This is a genomic window from Micromonospora phaseoli (assembly GCF_900109115.1).
GTDB classification, from domain to species: domain Bacteria; phylum Actinomycetota; class Actinomycetes; order Mycobacteriales; family Micromonosporaceae; genus Micromonospora; species Micromonospora phaseoli.
On record NZ_FNYV01000011.1, the window covers coordinates 160235 to 174123 of the forward strand.

The following is a 13889-nucleotide window of genomic DNA, read 5'->3' on the forward strand; positions in this document are numbered from 1 at the left end:
GGTCGGGGGAGTAGCCAGTCTCGAAGGAAAGGACCGGAGATGACACCTCCGCACAACTACCTGGCGGTCATCAAGGTCGTCGGCATCGGGGGCGGCGGAGTCAACGCCGTCAACCGGATGATCGAGGTTGGGCTCAAGGGCGTCGAGTTCATCGCGATCAACACGGACGCGCAGGCGTTGCTGATGAGCGACGCCGACGTCAAGCTCGATGTCGGCCGCGAGCTGACCCGCGGGCTGGGCGCCGGCGCCAATCCGGACGTCGGGAAGAACGCCGCCGAGGACCACCGCGACGAGATCGAGGAGGTGCTCAAGGGCGCCGACATGGTCTTCGTGACCTGTGGTGAGGGCGGCGGCACCGGTACCGGCGGTGCCCCGGTGGTGGCGAACATCGCCCGTAAGCTCGGCGCGCTGACCATCGGCGTGGTGACCCGCCCGTTCTCCTTCGAGGGCAAGCGCCGTCAGGTGCAGGCCGAGGCCGGCATCGACGAGCTGCGCAACCAGTGCGACACCCTGATCGTCATTCCCAACGACCGGCTGCTGGCGCTCGGTGACCGCAACATCAGCATGATGGACGCGTTCCGCACGGCCGACCAGGTGCTCCTCTCCGGTGTGCAGGGCATCACCGACCTGATCACCACCCCTGGTCTGATCAACCTGGACTTCGCCGACGTCAAGAGCGTGATGAGCGGCGCCGGCAGCGCGTTGATGGGGATCGGCAGCGCGCGCGGCGAGAACCGGGCGGTCGAGGCCGCCGAGGCGGCCATCTCCAGCCCGCTGCTGGAGCAGAGCATGGATGGTGCCCGGGGCGTGCTGCTCTCCATCGCCGGTGGTTCCGACCTCGGCCTGTTCGAGATCAACGACGCGGCCCAGCTGGTCACCGACGCGGCGCACCCGGACGCCAACATCATTTTCGGCGCGGTGATCGACGACGCGCTCGGCGACGAGGTGCGGGTCACCGTGATCGCGGCCGGCTTCGACGGGGGCACCCCGGCCTACAAGGCGGCCGAGCCGACCCGCAAGACCAACCAGAATCAGCCCGCCCCGCCGAGCAACCCGGTCGTGCCGTCGCCGGCCGCCCCGGTCGCGCCGCAGTCGCCGCGCCGGGTGCTCTTCGACGACGTCGACGTGCCGGACTTCCTCAAGAACGGGTCCTGAACGCCGCCGATGACCGACAGTGGAGCCCTGGTGCGCCCCGACCGGCGCGCCGAACTCGCGGCCGGGCTCGCCCGCGTACAGGCACGCATCACCGATGCCTGTGCCGCGGCGGGCCGGGACCGGGGCGAGGTGACCATGATCGCGGTGACCAAGACCTATCCGGCGTCCGACGTGGTGGCGCTGGCCGGCCTCGGGGTGACCGACGTGGGGGAGAACCGCGACCAGGAGGCGGCGGCCAAGGCGACGCAGGTCGCCGCCGCCGGCGTCACGCCCCGGTGGCACTTCGTCGGCCGGCTGCAACGTAACAAGGTCAAGTCGGTGCTGCGGTACGCGGACGTGGTCCAGTCCGTCGACAGCGTGCGACTGGCGTCCGCGCTGGCCGCAGCCGCCACGTCCAGCGGCCGGGACCGGCCGCTGGACGTGCTGGTGCAGGTCAGCATCGACGCCGACGCGGCGCGGGGCGGCGCGGTGCCGGACTCGGCCGATCCGGATGTCGGGCTCGGCCCGGTCGCCGACTCGGTCGCCGCCGCCGGCGGGCTGCGGCTGGCCGGCCTGATGGCGGTGGCGCCGTTGGGCTGGGAGCCGGAGCGGGCGTTCGCCCGGCTGGCCGGGATCGCGGCGGCCCTGCGGGTCGACCATCCGCAGGCCGTCGCGCTGTCGGCCGGCATGAGCGGCGACCTGGAGGCGGCGATCGCTCACGGCGCGACACATGTCCGCGTCGGCAGCGCGTTGCTCGGAATGCGTCCCACGCTGGGGTAGCCTGACCACGAGGGAAGCAAATTACATCAGTGTTGTTTGCGGGAACGGCCTTCCCGGTGACGGGGGGCGTGACGTGCAACGCGAATTGCGCGTCGGGGGATTGCCGTTCCGGTTCGGTGGGCAGGAATGGTCCACTCGCGACCGGCGACACGGCGGGGGCGTGTGCCGCACGGCGGACGGGAAGGGCGCGGGGATGGGTGCACTGCGCAAGGCGGGGGTCTGGCTCGGACTGGTCGAAGAGGACGACGAGCGGGCCTACGACGACGGTGGCTACGAAAAGGGTGGCTACCGTGAGTCGCGCTATCGGCAGAGCCGGTATGCCGAGGAGTTCGCCGACGAGGAGGACGAGGCGGAGGAGCCGCCGGCACCTCGTCCACGGCTGGGTGACCGTGGCCGGATCAGCGAGCGTTCGAGCCGACTGGGCGACGCGGATCGGCTGGAGTCCGAGCGTCCGGAGCGGGGCGAGCGGGTCGAGCGGTCCAGTGTCCGGTCGATCACCCGGTCCACCGGCGAGCCGTCCGGTGCGCTGACCTACCACACCCGCGACAACCTCGCTCTGGCGCCGCAGGCGCAGCCTCGTGAGCGTGGTCTCATGCCGGAGGAGGAGCAGCGCTACCAGATCACCACGCTGCACCCGACCACCTACCGTGAGGCCCGCACGATCGGTGAACACTTCCGGGACGGCGTTCCCGTGATCATCAACCTCACCGAAATGGACGAGGCGGATGCCCGCCGTCTGGTGGACTTCGCCGCCGGGCTGGCCTTCGGGCTGCGCGGTACGATCGAGCGCGTGACCAACCGGGTGTTCCTGCTCTCACCGGCCAATGTCCAGGTCACCGCAGAGGACAAGGCCAAGATCGCTGAGGGCGGGTTCTTCAGCCTGAGTTGACCCGCCCGACCCGAGGGACGCCGCCTGCCGTGTTGTCGATCTTGTTTCAGGTCCTCTACCTGATCACTTATGTCTTCCTGATCATTCTTCTGGCCCGTTTCGTCCTGAGCGCAGTGCTCCAGTACGGTCGGCGCTGGCAGCCCGGTCGGGGCGCATCGGCCGGACTGGAATCCGTGTGGAGCGTCACTGATCCCCCGCTCTGGGCGTTGAGGCGTGTGATCCCTCCGCTGCGAATTGGTACCGTGAGCATCGACCTGGCCTCCCTTGTGCTCCTGGTTATCCTGTTCGTGCTGATGAGGTTTGTGTTAGAGCCGGCGATCATCAGGACCGCCTGATGACCGACGCGCTATCGCGGCCGCAACTGACCCGAGGAGTTTCGATGCCGCTGACCCCGGCCGACGTCCATAACGTCGCCTTCAAGAAGCCGCCGATCGGCAAGCGGGGCTATGACGAGGAGGAGGTCGATGCCTTCCTTGACGAGGTCGAGCGCGAACTCGCCCGTCTGATCGAGGAGAACAACGAGCTGCGCGCCCAGGTGGAGCGCGGCGGTCGGGGTGGCGCCCCCGCCGGCCCCGGCGGCGATGCCCGTCTGGCGGCCGAGCTCAACGACGTCAAGACCCAGCTCGACCGGGTGCAGCGCGACAAGGCCGCCGCCGAGCAGGCCGCCCGCGCCATGCAGGCCGAGCTGGAGCAGGTCCGGGCCGTCGGTGGCGCGGTGCCGGGTGGCGACGGTGAGCAGCAGGCGCTGCGGGTGCTGATGATGGCCCAGCGCACGGCCGACGACCACGTCTCCGACGCTCGCCGCGAGGCGGACCAGCTGCTCTCCGAGGCCCGCTCCAAGGCCGAGGAGGTCACCCGCGAGGCCCGTGCCAAGGCCGACGCGCTCGAGCGCGACGCCCGCCAGCGGCACCAGGAGGCCATGGGCGGCCTGGACGCCAAGCGCACCGCGCTGCAGAAGCACATCGAGGAGCTCAAGCAGTTCGAGCGGGAGTACCGCACCCGGCTCAAGGCCTACCTGGAGAGCCAGCTGCGTGACCTCGACGGTCGCGGTCAGGGCCTGGAGGCCGAGATGACCCGGGGCGACAGCACCCGGGCCGCCGGCAACGGGCTCGCCGCCGCCGGGCTCGCCGGATCCTACGGCGGGGGTCGCTCGGGAGCTCTCGAGGCCGGTCGCTGAACGGGCCGGTGACCGCCGCCGACGCGGCGATCACCCGCCCTGCCTCATCGGTACGACGCGGCGGGGGGTGAGCCGTGATAGTCATCAGTCTCGCGCTCATCCTCGTCGCGGTGGTGCTGCTGGTGCTCGGCCTGGCCGGCGGTTCCAGCGCACTGTTGGTCATCTCGATCGCGGCCAGCCTGTTGGCCGCCGTGGCACTGGTCACGGGCGCCCGCCAGGCGGCCGCCGGCCGGGCCCCGACGCAGGACGGAGCACCGGTGGGCCAGCCGGCGGAGCCCGCCGGCCCGGCTGCTCCGGTCGGACGCGAACCGGGCATCCCCCCGCAGTACGCTCCAGCAACTGTTGACACCGGTGATGCCGGGTGGCGGCAACCACCCGGCTCGCCGGTGGCGGACCTGCGGGAGCGGCCCGCCGACGGGTACGACGACGAGCCCGCGGCGCAGGAGATCACCGCTGATCAGGCGGCCCTGGTGGCCGGCCTCGCGGACGAGGTTCGGGTCATCGACGGACGGCCGCGCTATCACCTCGACGAGTGCCCGCACCTGGTCGGGCGGGAGCACGAGCCGTTGCCCGTCGCCGAGGCGGTCGATCTCGGCTTCACCCCGTGCGCGCACTGCACCCCGGACACCATCCTGTTGTCGGAATCCGGACGCCGCTGAGCGCCGGCCCTGGAGTGATGGATGACGCGCTCACCGTCGCCGTCCGGGTGAAACCGGGGGCGTCCCGCGCCCGGGTGGGCGGCCGGTTCGATGGCCCACACGGGCCTGCCCTGGTGATAGCGGTGCATCCTCCGGCGGCCGACGGGCGGGCCACCGAGGCGGCCCGCCGTGCGCTGGCCGCCGCGCTCGGCGTCCGGCGGGCCGCCGTGTCGTTGCGCTCCGGCGCGGCGAGCAGGGACAAGCTCTTCCTGGTCAGTCCCGCCGGGCCGGACCTGATCGGTCGACTGGGCCGGCTGCGCGACGGGGTCGAACCGGCCGGCTGAACTGTCGTCATCTGCTAGCGTTCCCTTTGCCCTGATTCGGCGGGAGTCAGGGTGGAACGGGCGCTTCGGTGCGGCACGTTGTCGGACGCCTGTACGTTCCGTATCCTTGCCAACCTCCGGAGTGCGCGGCCTCGTCGCCGCGCGCCCGTTTTGTACTTGGGGCGGCCGATGTCGGCGGCCCCTGTCCAGGTGCCGCGGCCAGCCGCGGCTCCGTGGCCGAGGGAGCGACTATGGCCAAGCCAGCCGACACCAGGACCGCAGGCCGCAAGCCGGCGCCGAAGTCCACCCGCAGTGCCGCGGAGACCGAGAAGATCCGAGCCGCGTTGGCGGCCCGGCACGACGAACTGCGAGCCGAGTACGATCAGACGCTGAGCGAGATCACCGAGCTGCAGCGCGACCGTCTGACCGACTCGGCCGGGGACGACCAGGCCGACACCGGCACCAAGACGTTCGAGCGGGAGCAGGAGATCTCTCTCGCAAACAACATCCTGGAACGGATCACGCAGGTCGAGCGCGCTCTCGAGCGTCTCGACGAGGGTGGCTACGGCTGGTGTGCGCGGTGCGGCAACCCCATCCCGGTGGAGCGGCTGGCCGCCTTCCCGGCGGCTACCCTCTGCGTGACCTGCAAGCAGCTGGAGGAGCGGCGCTGACGGCGCGCTTCCCGGCGCCCGTGCGCGGCGGTGCGACCACACCGCCGCCATTGTCGATGGGGAGTAGATGAGCGCAGCACCGCCCGCTGGGTCCAGCACCGCCGAAACGGGCACCGCCACGAGATCGCGGCGTCGGCCCGTCACGATCCTGCTCTGCCTCGCGGCGTTCGCGCTGACCGTCGACGTGTTGACCAAACACCTGGCCCTGCTCGAGCTGAGCGACCGGGAGCCGGTGCGACTGCTCGGCGGAGCCGTCTATCTCTCGCTGACCCGTAACAGCGGTGCCGCGTGGAGCCTCGGCAAGGACTACACCTGGATCTTCCCGCTGATCGCGATCGGCGTGCTGGGCTGGATCGCCTGGATGGCGCGTACGCTGCGCTCGGTGCCGTGGGCGATCTCGCTCGGCCTGGTGGTCGGCGGGGTGGTGGGGAACCTGATCGACCGGATCTTCCGCGCCCCGGGATGGTTCGTCGGGCACGTGGTCGACATGGTCAGCGTCTTCGACCCGTACGGTCGGGTCTTCCCGATCTTCAACGTCGCCGACAGCGCCCTGGTCTGCGGCGTGCTGCTGGCCGTCGGGCTGGAGTTCACCGGCCGTCAGCGCGACGGTACCCGGGCGCCGGGCGACGACCGGCCGGCTGCCCCGCCCGGGGAAGCTGCTGACACCGACACCGACACCGACACCGACACCGGGCGGCGGGAGCGCGCATGAGCACCACCTTCACCGCCGGCGGCGACCAGCGCAGCCTGCCGGTGCCCGACGGGCTCGACGGGATGCGGCTCGACCAGGCCGTGGCCCGGCTGTTCGGCCTCTCCCGGACGACCGCCGCAGCGCTCGTCGACGCCGGCGCGGCCCGCCTCGACGGAACGGTCCGCGCCAACTCGCACAAGGTGCGGGCGGGCTCCTGGCTGGAGGTGACGCTGCCCGCGCCGGCCGCCACGATCGTGGTGGTGCCGCAGGCGGTGCCCGGCCTGCGGGTGGTCCACGCCGACGACGACATCGTGGTGGTCGACAAGCCGGTCGGGGTGGCCGCGCACCCCAGCCCGGGCTGGACCGGACCGACCGTGATCGGCGGGCTGGCCGCGATCGGGCACACCATCGCCACCAGCGGTGCCGCCGAGCGACAGGGCGTGGTGCACCGGCTCGACGTCGGCACCACCGGGGTCATGGTGGTGGCCAAGAGCGAGCAGGCGTACAGCCTGCTGAAGCGGGCCTTCAAGGAGCGCGAGGTGGAGAAGCGGTACCACGCGGTGGTGCAGGGGCATCTCGATCCGCTGCGCGGCACCATCGACGCCCCGATCGACCGCCACCCGCATCACGACTACCGGTGGGCGGTGGTCTCCGGCGGGAAGCCGAGCATCACCCACTACGACACGATCGAGGCGTTCCCCTCGGCGAGCCTGGTCGACGTGCGGCTGGAGACCGGCCGTACCCACCAGATCCGGGTGCACTTCTCCACGCTGCGGCACCCGTGCGTGGGGGACCTGACGTACGGCGCCGATCCGACGCTTTCCGGGCGGCTGAAACTGGACCGGCAGTGGTTGCACGCCAGAGAATTGAGCTTCCAGCACCCCCGTACGGGGGACGAGGTCCGCTTCGTCAGCGACTACCCTGACGATCTGGGACGCGCGCTGGACATTCTCCGCGACTGACGCGCCCACCCGTCCCGACCGACCGACGAGGGGACCGCACGTGCGTGCCGGCGATCTGCTGCGGCAGCTGGATCAGCGACTGCTGCCCCGCCTCGCCTCCGCGGTGGTCGGTCTCGGTCAGAGCCCGGCCCGGGTCCCGCTGATCGGGTGGGTGGCCACTCTGTCGTGCGCCGCCGTGCTGGCCACGGCCGTGCTCACCACCGGCGGTCCACCCGTGCCGGACCGGACGGTCGGCGAGGTGACCCGGGTGGGGGTCGTCGACGGCGACTCGATCGTCGGCTACGAACAGCAGGCCGCCGCCGACCTGGCGGCCCTGGCCGGCGGCGGGTTGCTCGGTGGCGGCACCTACGCCCTGGTCTCGCTGACCGAGTACCTCACGCCGCAATCGTTGGCGGCGGTGGTCGGTGACGTGGGCGTCGCGGTCGTGTTCGGGCGGGTGCCGTTGCCCGAGCGGCAGACCGAGATCGTCCGGATACCCGCGCAGCGGGTGCCCGAAGACGTGACGGCCGGAATGGCCAAGCTCGCCGAGCGCAAGGAGCGGGAGGCCGCGGAGTACCGCTCGCGGGCCACCGCGCTGGGCGGCGGCGGACCGCAGGAGCGGGAGCTGCGCCAGCTGTACACCAGCGGAGCCCAGGTAGCGGACGCGGAGGCGGCGGCCTACCGGGCGGGCTGTGCCTGCCTCTACGCCATGGTGGTCCGCGCCGCACCGGCGAAGCTGCGCGGTGTCGCGGCCCGACCCGGCGTGCGGGTGGTCGACCCGGCGCCCGAGGTCCGACGGCTGGAGCGCACGGTGTTCAGCCCGCCGCTGCCCGAGCAGCGGGACGTGGTCCGGCCGCCGGTCGATCGGGAGCCCACGGCGGAACCGACGCCGAGCAGCACCACCAGTCCGCTGGCGCCGGTGCCGCTACCGGTGCCGGGGGAACGCTCGCCGGCGCCGGAGGTGACGGATTCGTCACCATCACCGGCGGCATCTTCGCCGTCACCCTCGGGCACGACGTCTTGGACGCCTTCTACCTCGGCAGACACCGTCGAGGAGGACGACCTGAGTCCCACACCGTGATGGTTGCCGACACATCGGTGTGTCGCCCGGTGTGGCTTGAACGGGCTTTCGTTCGTAGCCTGTCAGACGGAAACCAAAGCGCTGGGGAGGCGAGCCGTGGACGGCAGCGAGACCGGTTGGGGACGTCCCGCCGAACCGGCACCGCGGTGGCGGGCGCTGCTCGACCGAGCCCGCCTCGGCGGTCGCAGCAACGAGCCGCCCGCCGCTGAGCGACCGGCGGAAGAGGCACCACCACCATCGCCCGAGCCGTTGCCGCGCCGTGGGCCGGGTACCGGCTTCGCCGGCCGGGTGTCCCCGGTCGGGCCGCCGGTCGACCGGCCGTACGGCGTCGACCCCGGCTATCGACCCGAGCCCGGCTATCGACCCGAGCCGGCCCGCCCGGCCCAGCCGTACCGGGGGCAGCCGGGGTATCCGGCGGAGCCGGCCTACCCGGCGGTGCCGGAACCGCGCCGGCCCGATCCGGTGGAGTCGCGGTACACCCTGCTGGACAACGGCTACCGGCACGCCGCGCCACCGGTGGAGTCCCGGTACGCGTTGCTGGACAACGGCGGCTACCAGCCGGTGGCGCCAGCGCCGGCGCCACCACTCGCGCCGCCGGCACCGGTGGCGTCGGTCCCGGTGGCGCCGCCGCCCACCCCGTCGCCGGCGGTGGCCGGCCGTCCGGGGCGTATCGAGTGGCGGGCGCAGAGCGCCAGCAGTGACCTCGAGCGGGCCGCCGTCGTGCTGCGCCGGGATCTGGGCACGCCGCGGGTGGTCGCCTTCGCCAACCCCAAGGGCGGCGTGCACAAGACCACGGCCACCGTGCTGGCTGCGGCCACCGTCGGCAGCGTACGCGGGCGTGGCGTGCTGGCCTGGGACGACAACGAGTTGCGCGGCACCCTCGGGCTGCGCGCCGGCAGCGCCCGGCACGCCCGCACGATCCGGCATCTGGTCGCCGAACTGGCGCAGATCGAGATCCGCGAGGGCGCGGAGCTGTTGGAGATCCTCGACGACTACCTTCGGCACGCCTCCGACGGGTCGTACGACGTGCTGGCCGGTGAGGAGAGCCCCCGGTTCGCCCAACGGCTGGACCAGTTCACCGTGAAGCGGGTGCTGGAGCTGCTGCGCCGCACCCACGACGTGATCTGCGTGGACACCGGCAACAACGTGGAGAGCCCGAACTGGCGCACCGTGATGCAGGCCGCCGACCAGCTCGTGGTCACCACGGTGCCACGGGAGGACGCCGCGTTCAGCGCCGACTGGATGCTCGATCTGCTGCACGAGGAAGGGATGGGTGAGCTGGCCGACAACGCGGTCACCCTGATCTCCTGCCCCACGCCCGGCCGGCTGCCGTTGCAGGACGACCTGGAGCGGCACTTCGCCACCCGGACGCGGGCGGTGGCCGTGGTGCCGTACGACCCGGCGTTGGAGACCGGCTCCTCGATCGAGTACCACCAGCTCCAGGCCGAGACCCGGCAGGCGTGGCTGCGGGCGGCCTCGGCGATGCTGGAACCCTTCGGACGCTGAACGACCGCCGGGAGGCGATCGGGTGGCGGCGGCCGGCCGCAGCGGACCTGGTCCGACGCCTTGGTGCCGACACCGTGCACGGCTCGCGCGGGGAACTGCGAGGATCATCGGGTGAGCCCGGACACCCCCGCCGCCGAACCGCCCGTACCGGCACCGCCTACCGTGCCGCAGCCGCAGCCGCAGCCGCAGCCGCAGCCGCAGCCGCAGCGCCCCGCCCGCGTGGCGGCGGTCGGTGCGGTGGCGGTACTGGTCATCGGGGCGCTGGGCGCCCCGCTGGGGCTGCTCTGGGCGGCGCTCGCGCCCGCCACGCCGGTGATCAAGAGTGGCGACGGCGCGGTCTACGGCCAGCCGCAGCCGGAGCAGCCGGTCGCCGCCGACGGATGGTTCAGCCTGCTGGGGTTGGCCTTCGGGGTGCTCGCCGCGCTCGCGGTGTGGCTCGTGCTGCGCCGTCGCCGAGGACCGGTCGGGCTGGTCGCCGTGGTGCTCGGCGGGCTCGCCGCCGGAGTCGTCGCCTGGCAGGTGGGTCGCCGCATCGGATTGGCCGGCTACCAGCGGCTGCTGGAGACCGCACCGGACGGGACGCCCCTGACCAAGCCGGCGGACCTGCGGGCCGGCGGGGTCGACCTGTTCCTCGGGGTGCTGCCGGTGCCGTACGGCAACCTGCTGCTGCCGGCGTTCGGCGCGGCGGTGGCGTACACCCTGCTGGCCGGCTGGTCGCGGTGGCCGTCGTTGCAGCCGGAACCGGATCCCGCGGCTGCCTGGCTCACCGGCCACCCGCCGGTCGGCCCGTCCGCCGAGTCGGCGGACGGGGTCAGTTCGGGGCCGGCGGCGCCGTGGCCAGCTCCGCCAGCGGCACCGGAACCGCCCGCACCTGGCGCAGCAGAGCCGCCTCGCGGTTGAGCAGGTGCAGTTCGGCGCGCAGCCGGGCCGCCGTGTCGTCGATGGCGAGCAGTCGCTGCCGGTCCGCGACCGTGAGCGCCGCGGTCGCGGCCACCAGGTGGGAGAGCACGGTCGGATCCTCGGGCAGTTGCTCGGTCAGCTGACCGGCCTCGGCCCGGATCAGGCCGAGGTACTGCCGGAAGACGGCGATCACCCGCGCCGCCAGCACGTCGGCGGTCGCGTCCGGGCCGTCCGGCTCGGGCAGCCACTGCACCTCGGCGGTCAGGTACGGCGCGGAGTCGTGGTCGACGTCGGCCATCCGGAACCGTCGCCGCCCGACGGTGACGATGTCGAAGCCGCCGTCGGCGAGTTCGGTGACCTGCCGCAGCTCGGCAGTGCAGCCCACCTCGTGCAGCGTCACCTCCCCGGTGCCGGGCACGACCCGGCCGGCGGCGGGAGCGACCTCCCAGCCACTGCGGATGGCCACCACACCGAACTCGCGTGGCGCCCCCTCGGGCAGCCCGACCAGGTGGCGGACCAGGGCGCGGTAGCGCTCCTCGAAGATGTGCAGCGGCAGCACCAGCCCGGGAAAGAGCACCGTGGCGAGCGGGAACACCGGCAGCCGTACGGTCACGTGATCAAGCGTAGCCCGATCGCCGGCCGGCGGCGTGTCCCGGCTCACCGTCCCGGACAGCGGGCGGCGTCGGTCGGCCCGTCGCGGGCCGCCTAGACTCGCAGGGGTGTTGAACCGGATCGACCTGCGTGGTGCCGCCGAGGCGGACCCGCGTCACCTGCTGCCGCGTGCCCAGCTCGACGTCTCGGTGGCCGTCGAGCGCATCCGTCCCCTGGTGGCGGCGGTCCGTGAGCATGGTTACCCGGCGGTCCGCGAGGCCAGCGAGCGGTTCGACGGGGTCGCCCCGGAGTCGCTGCGGGTACCCACCGAGGCGATCGCGGCGGCGGAGGGCACGCTGGACCCGCAGGTTCGCGCCGCCCTGCTGGAGTCGATCGCCCGGGCCCGCAGGGTGCACGACGAGCAGCGGCGGGCCGACCACACCACCCAGGTCGTGCCGGGTGGCACGGTCACCGAGCGTTGGGTACCGGTCGACCGGGTCGGCCTCTACGTCCCCGGCGGACTGGCGATGTACCCGTCGACCGTGGTGATGAACGTGGTGCCCGCCCAGGCGGCCGGCGTCCGGTCGCTGGTGGTGGCCAGCCCGCCGCAGCAGGAGAACGGCGGTCTGCCCGACGCGCGGGTACTGGCCGCCTGCGCGCTGCTCGGCGTCGACGAGGTGTACGCCGTCGGCGGCGCGCAGGCCGTGGCGATGCTGGCGTACGGCTGTGCCGTGGACGCCGCCGGCAGCGGGCACTGCGCACCGGTCGACATGATCACCGGCCCGGGCAACATCTGGGTGACCGCGGCGAAGCGGCTGCTGCGCGGCGTGGTCGGCATCGACGCCGAGGCCGGACCGACCGAGATCGCGATCCTGGCCGACGACACCGCCGACCCGGTGCACGTCGCCGCCGACCTGATCAGCCAGGCCGAGCACGACCCGCTCGCGGCGAGTGTGCTGGTCACCCCGTCGGTCGCGCTGGCCGACGCGGTGGACCGGGAGCTGGCGCGGCAGGTGCCGGTGACCAAGCACGCCGAACGGGTCGGCACCGCGCTGGGCGGCGAGCAGAGCGGTGTGGTGCTGGTCGACGACCTGGCGGCGGGGCTGCGGGTGGTCGACGGGTACGCGGCGGAGCACCTGGAGATCCAGACCGTCGACGCCCGCGACTGGGCGATGCGGGTACGCAACGCGGGGGCGATCTTCGTCGGCGCGTACTCGCCGGTGTCGCTGGGCGACTACTGCGCCGGCTCCAACCACGTGCTGCCCACCGGCGGCTGCGCCCGGCACTCCTCCGGGCTGTCGGTGCAGTCCTTCCTGCGCGGCATCCACCTGGTGGAGTACACCGAGGCGGCGCTGCGGGAGGTCGCCGGGCACGTGGTCACCCTGGCGAACGTGGAGAACCTGCCGGCGCACGGCCAGGCCGTCACCGCCCGGTTCGGTGATCGGGCATGACCGGTCTGGACGAGCTGCCGATCCGCGACGACCTGCGCGGACTGTCGCCGTACGGTGCGCCGCAGCTGGACGTGCCGGTGCGGCTGAACACCAACGAGAACTCGTACCCGGTGCCGGAGCCGGTGGTCGAGGCGATCGGCAAGGCGGTCGCCGCCGAGCTGCGCGACCTCAACCGCTACCCGGACCGGGACGCGCTGGCGCTCCGCGCCGACCTGGCCGGCTACCTCGGCCACGGGCTGACCGCCGAGGGAGTCTGGGCGGCCAACGGCTCCAACGAGGTCCAGCAGCAGCTGCTCCAGGTGTTCGGCGGGCCGGGTCGTAGCGCACTCGGGTTCACCCCGGCGTACTCGATGCACCCGCTGCTGGCGCTGGGCACCGGTACCCGCTGGGAGCCGGCCCGCCGGGGTGCCGATTTCGGACTGACCGCGCAGGAGGCGGTGTCGCAGGTCCGCCAGCATCGCCCGGACGTGGTCTTCCTCTGCTCGCCGAACAACCCCACCGGCACCGCGCTCGACCCGGCGGTGATCGCCGCCGTGCTCGACGTCGCGCCCGGCATGGTGGTGGTCGACGAGGCGTACGCGGAGTTCGCCCGACCGGGCACGGTCAGCGCCCTGGCCGTGCTGGCCGGGCATCCACGGCTGGTGGTGACCCGGACGATGAGCAAGGCGTTCGGGTTCGCCGGTGGTCGGCTGGGCTACCTGGCTGCCGACCCGGCGGTGGTGGCGGCGGTGCAGCTGGTTCGGCTGCCGTACCACCTCTCCGCGCTCACCCAGGCCGCCGCCCGCGCCGCGCTGGCGCACCGCGATGCCCTGCTCGGTACGGTCGCCGCGATCATGGAGCAGCGCGACCGGATCGTCACCGAGCTGCGCCACCGCGGGCTGCGGGTCGCCGACAGCGACGCCAACTTCGTGTTGTACGAGGTCGGCGGCGACCAGTCGGTGGCCTGGCGGGCCCTGCTGGCCCACGGTGTGCTGGTGCGCGACGTCGGTCTGCCCGGCTGGCTGCGGGTCACCGCCGGCACCCCCGCCGAGACCGACGCCTTCCTTGCCGCAGTCGACAGGATGCTGAGCGAGGCTGCGGCGTGAGCGCACGTGTCCCGCAGCCGCGACCGATGAA

Annotated in this window: 16 protein-coding genes; 15 read left to right on the forward strand and 1 reads right to left on the reverse strand. The window is 72.9% G+C overall.

What is annotated here, in order from left to right; genetic code table 11:
• The first annotated feature begins 39 nt into the window (after positions 1–39).
• The 13 genes from ftsZ (at position 40) to BMY89_RS24440 (ending at position 10731) form a co-directional block, all read left to right on the forward strand.
• Positions 40–1155, forward strand: coding sequence for a cell division protein FtsZ (ftsZ, locus tag BMY89_RS24380; RefSeq protein ID WP_092382389.1), 1116 nt, complete (start codon positions 40–42; stop codon positions 1153–1155).
• A gap of 9 nt (positions 1156–1164) precedes the next feature.
• Positions 1165–1914 (forward strand): YggS family pyridoxal phosphate-dependent enzyme, encoded by a 750-nt coding sequence (locus BMY89_RS24385; protein WP_092382390.1) that lies wholly within the window; start codon positions 1165–1167, stop codon positions 1912–1914.
• A 193-nt stretch (positions 1915–2107) separates the two neighbouring features.
• Entirely contained in the window at positions 2108–2803 is a 696-nt protein-coding gene (locus BMY89_RS24390; protein ID WP_092382391.1) for a cell division protein SepF, read from the forward strand.
• 29 nt (positions 2804–2832) lie between these two features.
• A complete protein-coding gene (locus BMY89_RS24395; RefSeq protein ID WP_092382392.1) occupies positions 2833–3138 on the forward strand; it encodes a YggT family protein in 306 nt (101 codons plus the stop codon).
• A 44-nt stretch (positions 3139–3182) separates the two neighbouring features.
• Positions 3183–3980, forward strand: a complete 798-nt coding sequence (locus BMY89_RS24400; protein WP_092382393.1) for a DivIVA domain-containing protein — start codon at positions 3183–3185, stop codon at positions 3978–3980.
• A gap of 74 nt (positions 3981–4054) precedes the next feature.
• Positions 4055–4639, forward strand: a complete 585-nt coding sequence (locus tag BMY89_RS24405) for a hypothetical protein (protein ID WP_092382394.1) — start codon at positions 4055–4057, stop codon at positions 4637–4639.
• Positions 4640–4656: 17 nt separating this feature from the next.
• Positions 4657–4962, forward strand: coding sequence for a DUF167 domain-containing protein (locus tag BMY89_RS24410; protein ID WP_092382395.1), 306 nt, complete (start codon positions 4657–4659; stop codon positions 4960–4962).
• Between the two features lie 230 nt (positions 4963–5192).
• Entirely contained in the window at positions 5193–5612 is a 420-nt protein-coding gene (locus tag BMY89_RS24415) for a TraR/DksA family transcriptional regulator (RefSeq protein ID WP_092382396.1), read from the forward strand.
• A 67-nt stretch (positions 5613–5679) separates the two neighbouring features.
• Positions 5680–6324 carry a signal peptidase II gene (gene lspA, locus BMY89_RS24420; protein WP_092382397.1) on the forward strand — a complete coding sequence of 215 codons (645 nt, stop codon included), beginning with the start codon at positions 5680–5682 and terminating at the stop codon, positions 6322–6324.
• Positions 6321–7265: an RluA family pseudouridine synthase gene (locus BMY89_RS24425; protein ID WP_092382398.1), complete on the forward strand. Its 945-nt coding sequence runs from the start codon at positions 6321–6323 to the stop codon at positions 7263–7265. Before lspA ends, BMY89_RS24425 begins: the two co-directional genes overlap by 4 nt.
• A gap of 40 nt (positions 7266–7305) precedes the next feature.
• Positions 7306–8325 carry a hypothetical protein gene (locus tag BMY89_RS24430; protein WP_175510416.1) on the forward strand — a complete coding sequence of 340 codons (1020 nt, stop codon included), beginning with the start codon at positions 7306–7308 and terminating at the stop codon, positions 8323–8325.
• A 96-nt stretch (positions 8326–8421) separates the two neighbouring features.
• Positions 8422–9831, forward strand: a complete 1410-nt coding sequence (locus BMY89_RS24435; RefSeq protein ID WP_092382399.1) for a MinD/ParA family ATP-binding protein — start codon at positions 8422–8424, stop codon at positions 9829–9831.
• Positions 9832–9942: 111 nt separating this feature from the next.
• Positions 9943–10731, forward strand: coding sequence for a DUF2567 domain-containing protein (locus BMY89_RS24440; protein ID WP_092382400.1), 789 nt, complete (start codon positions 9943–9945; stop codon positions 10729–10731).
• On the opposite strand, the gene BMY89_RS24445 is transcribed toward BMY89_RS24440, so the two are convergent.
• Entirely contained in the window at positions 10643–11344 is a 702-nt protein-coding gene (locus tag BMY89_RS24445; protein ID WP_092382446.1) for an LON peptidase substrate-binding domain-containing protein, read from the reverse strand. The genes BMY89_RS24440 and BMY89_RS24445 overlap by 89 nt on opposite strands.
• Before the next feature lie 106 nt (positions 11345–11450).
• On the opposite strand from BMY89_RS24445, the gene hisD reads away from it, so the two are divergent.
• A complete protein-coding gene (gene hisD, locus BMY89_RS24450) occupies positions 11451–12773 on the forward strand; it encodes a histidinol dehydrogenase (RefSeq protein ID WP_092382401.1) in 1323 nt (440 codons plus the stop codon).
• Positions 12770–13858, forward strand: a complete 1089-nt coding sequence (locus BMY89_RS24455; RefSeq protein WP_092382402.1) for a histidinol-phosphate transaminase — start codon at positions 12770–12772, stop codon at positions 13856–13858. The genes hisD and BMY89_RS24455 overlap by 4 nt, the downstream gene beginning before the upstream one ends.
• Positions 13859–13889: the final 31 nt, after the last annotated feature.

What these genes read in the sequence shown, in the direction of transcription:
- ftsZ (WP_092382389.1), top strand. Translation starts at nt 40, where the DNA reads ATGACACCTCCGCACAACTACCTGGCGGTCATCAAGGTCGTCGGCATC.
- BMY89_RS24385 (WP_092382390.1), top strand. Translation starts at nt 1,165, where the DNA reads ATGACCGACAGTGGAGCCCTGGTGCGCCCCGACCGGCGCGCCGAACTC.
- BMY89_RS24390 (WP_092382391.1), top strand. Translation starts at nt 2,108, where the DNA reads ATGGGTGCACTGCGCAAGGCGGGGGTCTGGCTCGGACTGGTCGAAGAG.
- BMY89_RS24400 (WP_092382393.1), top strand. Translation starts at nt 3,183, where the DNA reads ATGCCGCTGACCCCGGCCGACGTCCATAACGTCGCCTTCAAGAAGCCG.
- BMY89_RS24410 (WP_092382395.1), top strand. Translation starts at nt 4,657, where the DNA reads ATGGATGACGCGCTCACCGTCGCCGTCCGGGTGAAACCGGGGGCGTCC.
- BMY89_RS24415 (WP_092382396.1), top strand. Translation starts at nt 5,193, where the DNA reads ATGGCCAAGCCAGCCGACACCAGGACCGCAGGCCGCAAGCCGGCGCCG.
- lspA (WP_092382397.1), top strand. Translation starts at nt 5,680, where the DNA reads ATGAGCGCAGCACCGCCCGCTGGGTCCAGCACCGCCGAAACGGGCACC.
- BMY89_RS24425 (WP_092382398.1), top strand. Translation starts at nt 6,321, where the DNA reads ATGAGCACCACCTTCACCGCCGGCGGCGACCAGCGCAGCCTGCCGGTG.
- BMY89_RS24455 (WP_092382402.1), top strand. Translation starts at nt 12,770, where the DNA reads ATGACCGGTCTGGACGAGCTGCCGATCCGCGACGACCTGCGCGGACTG.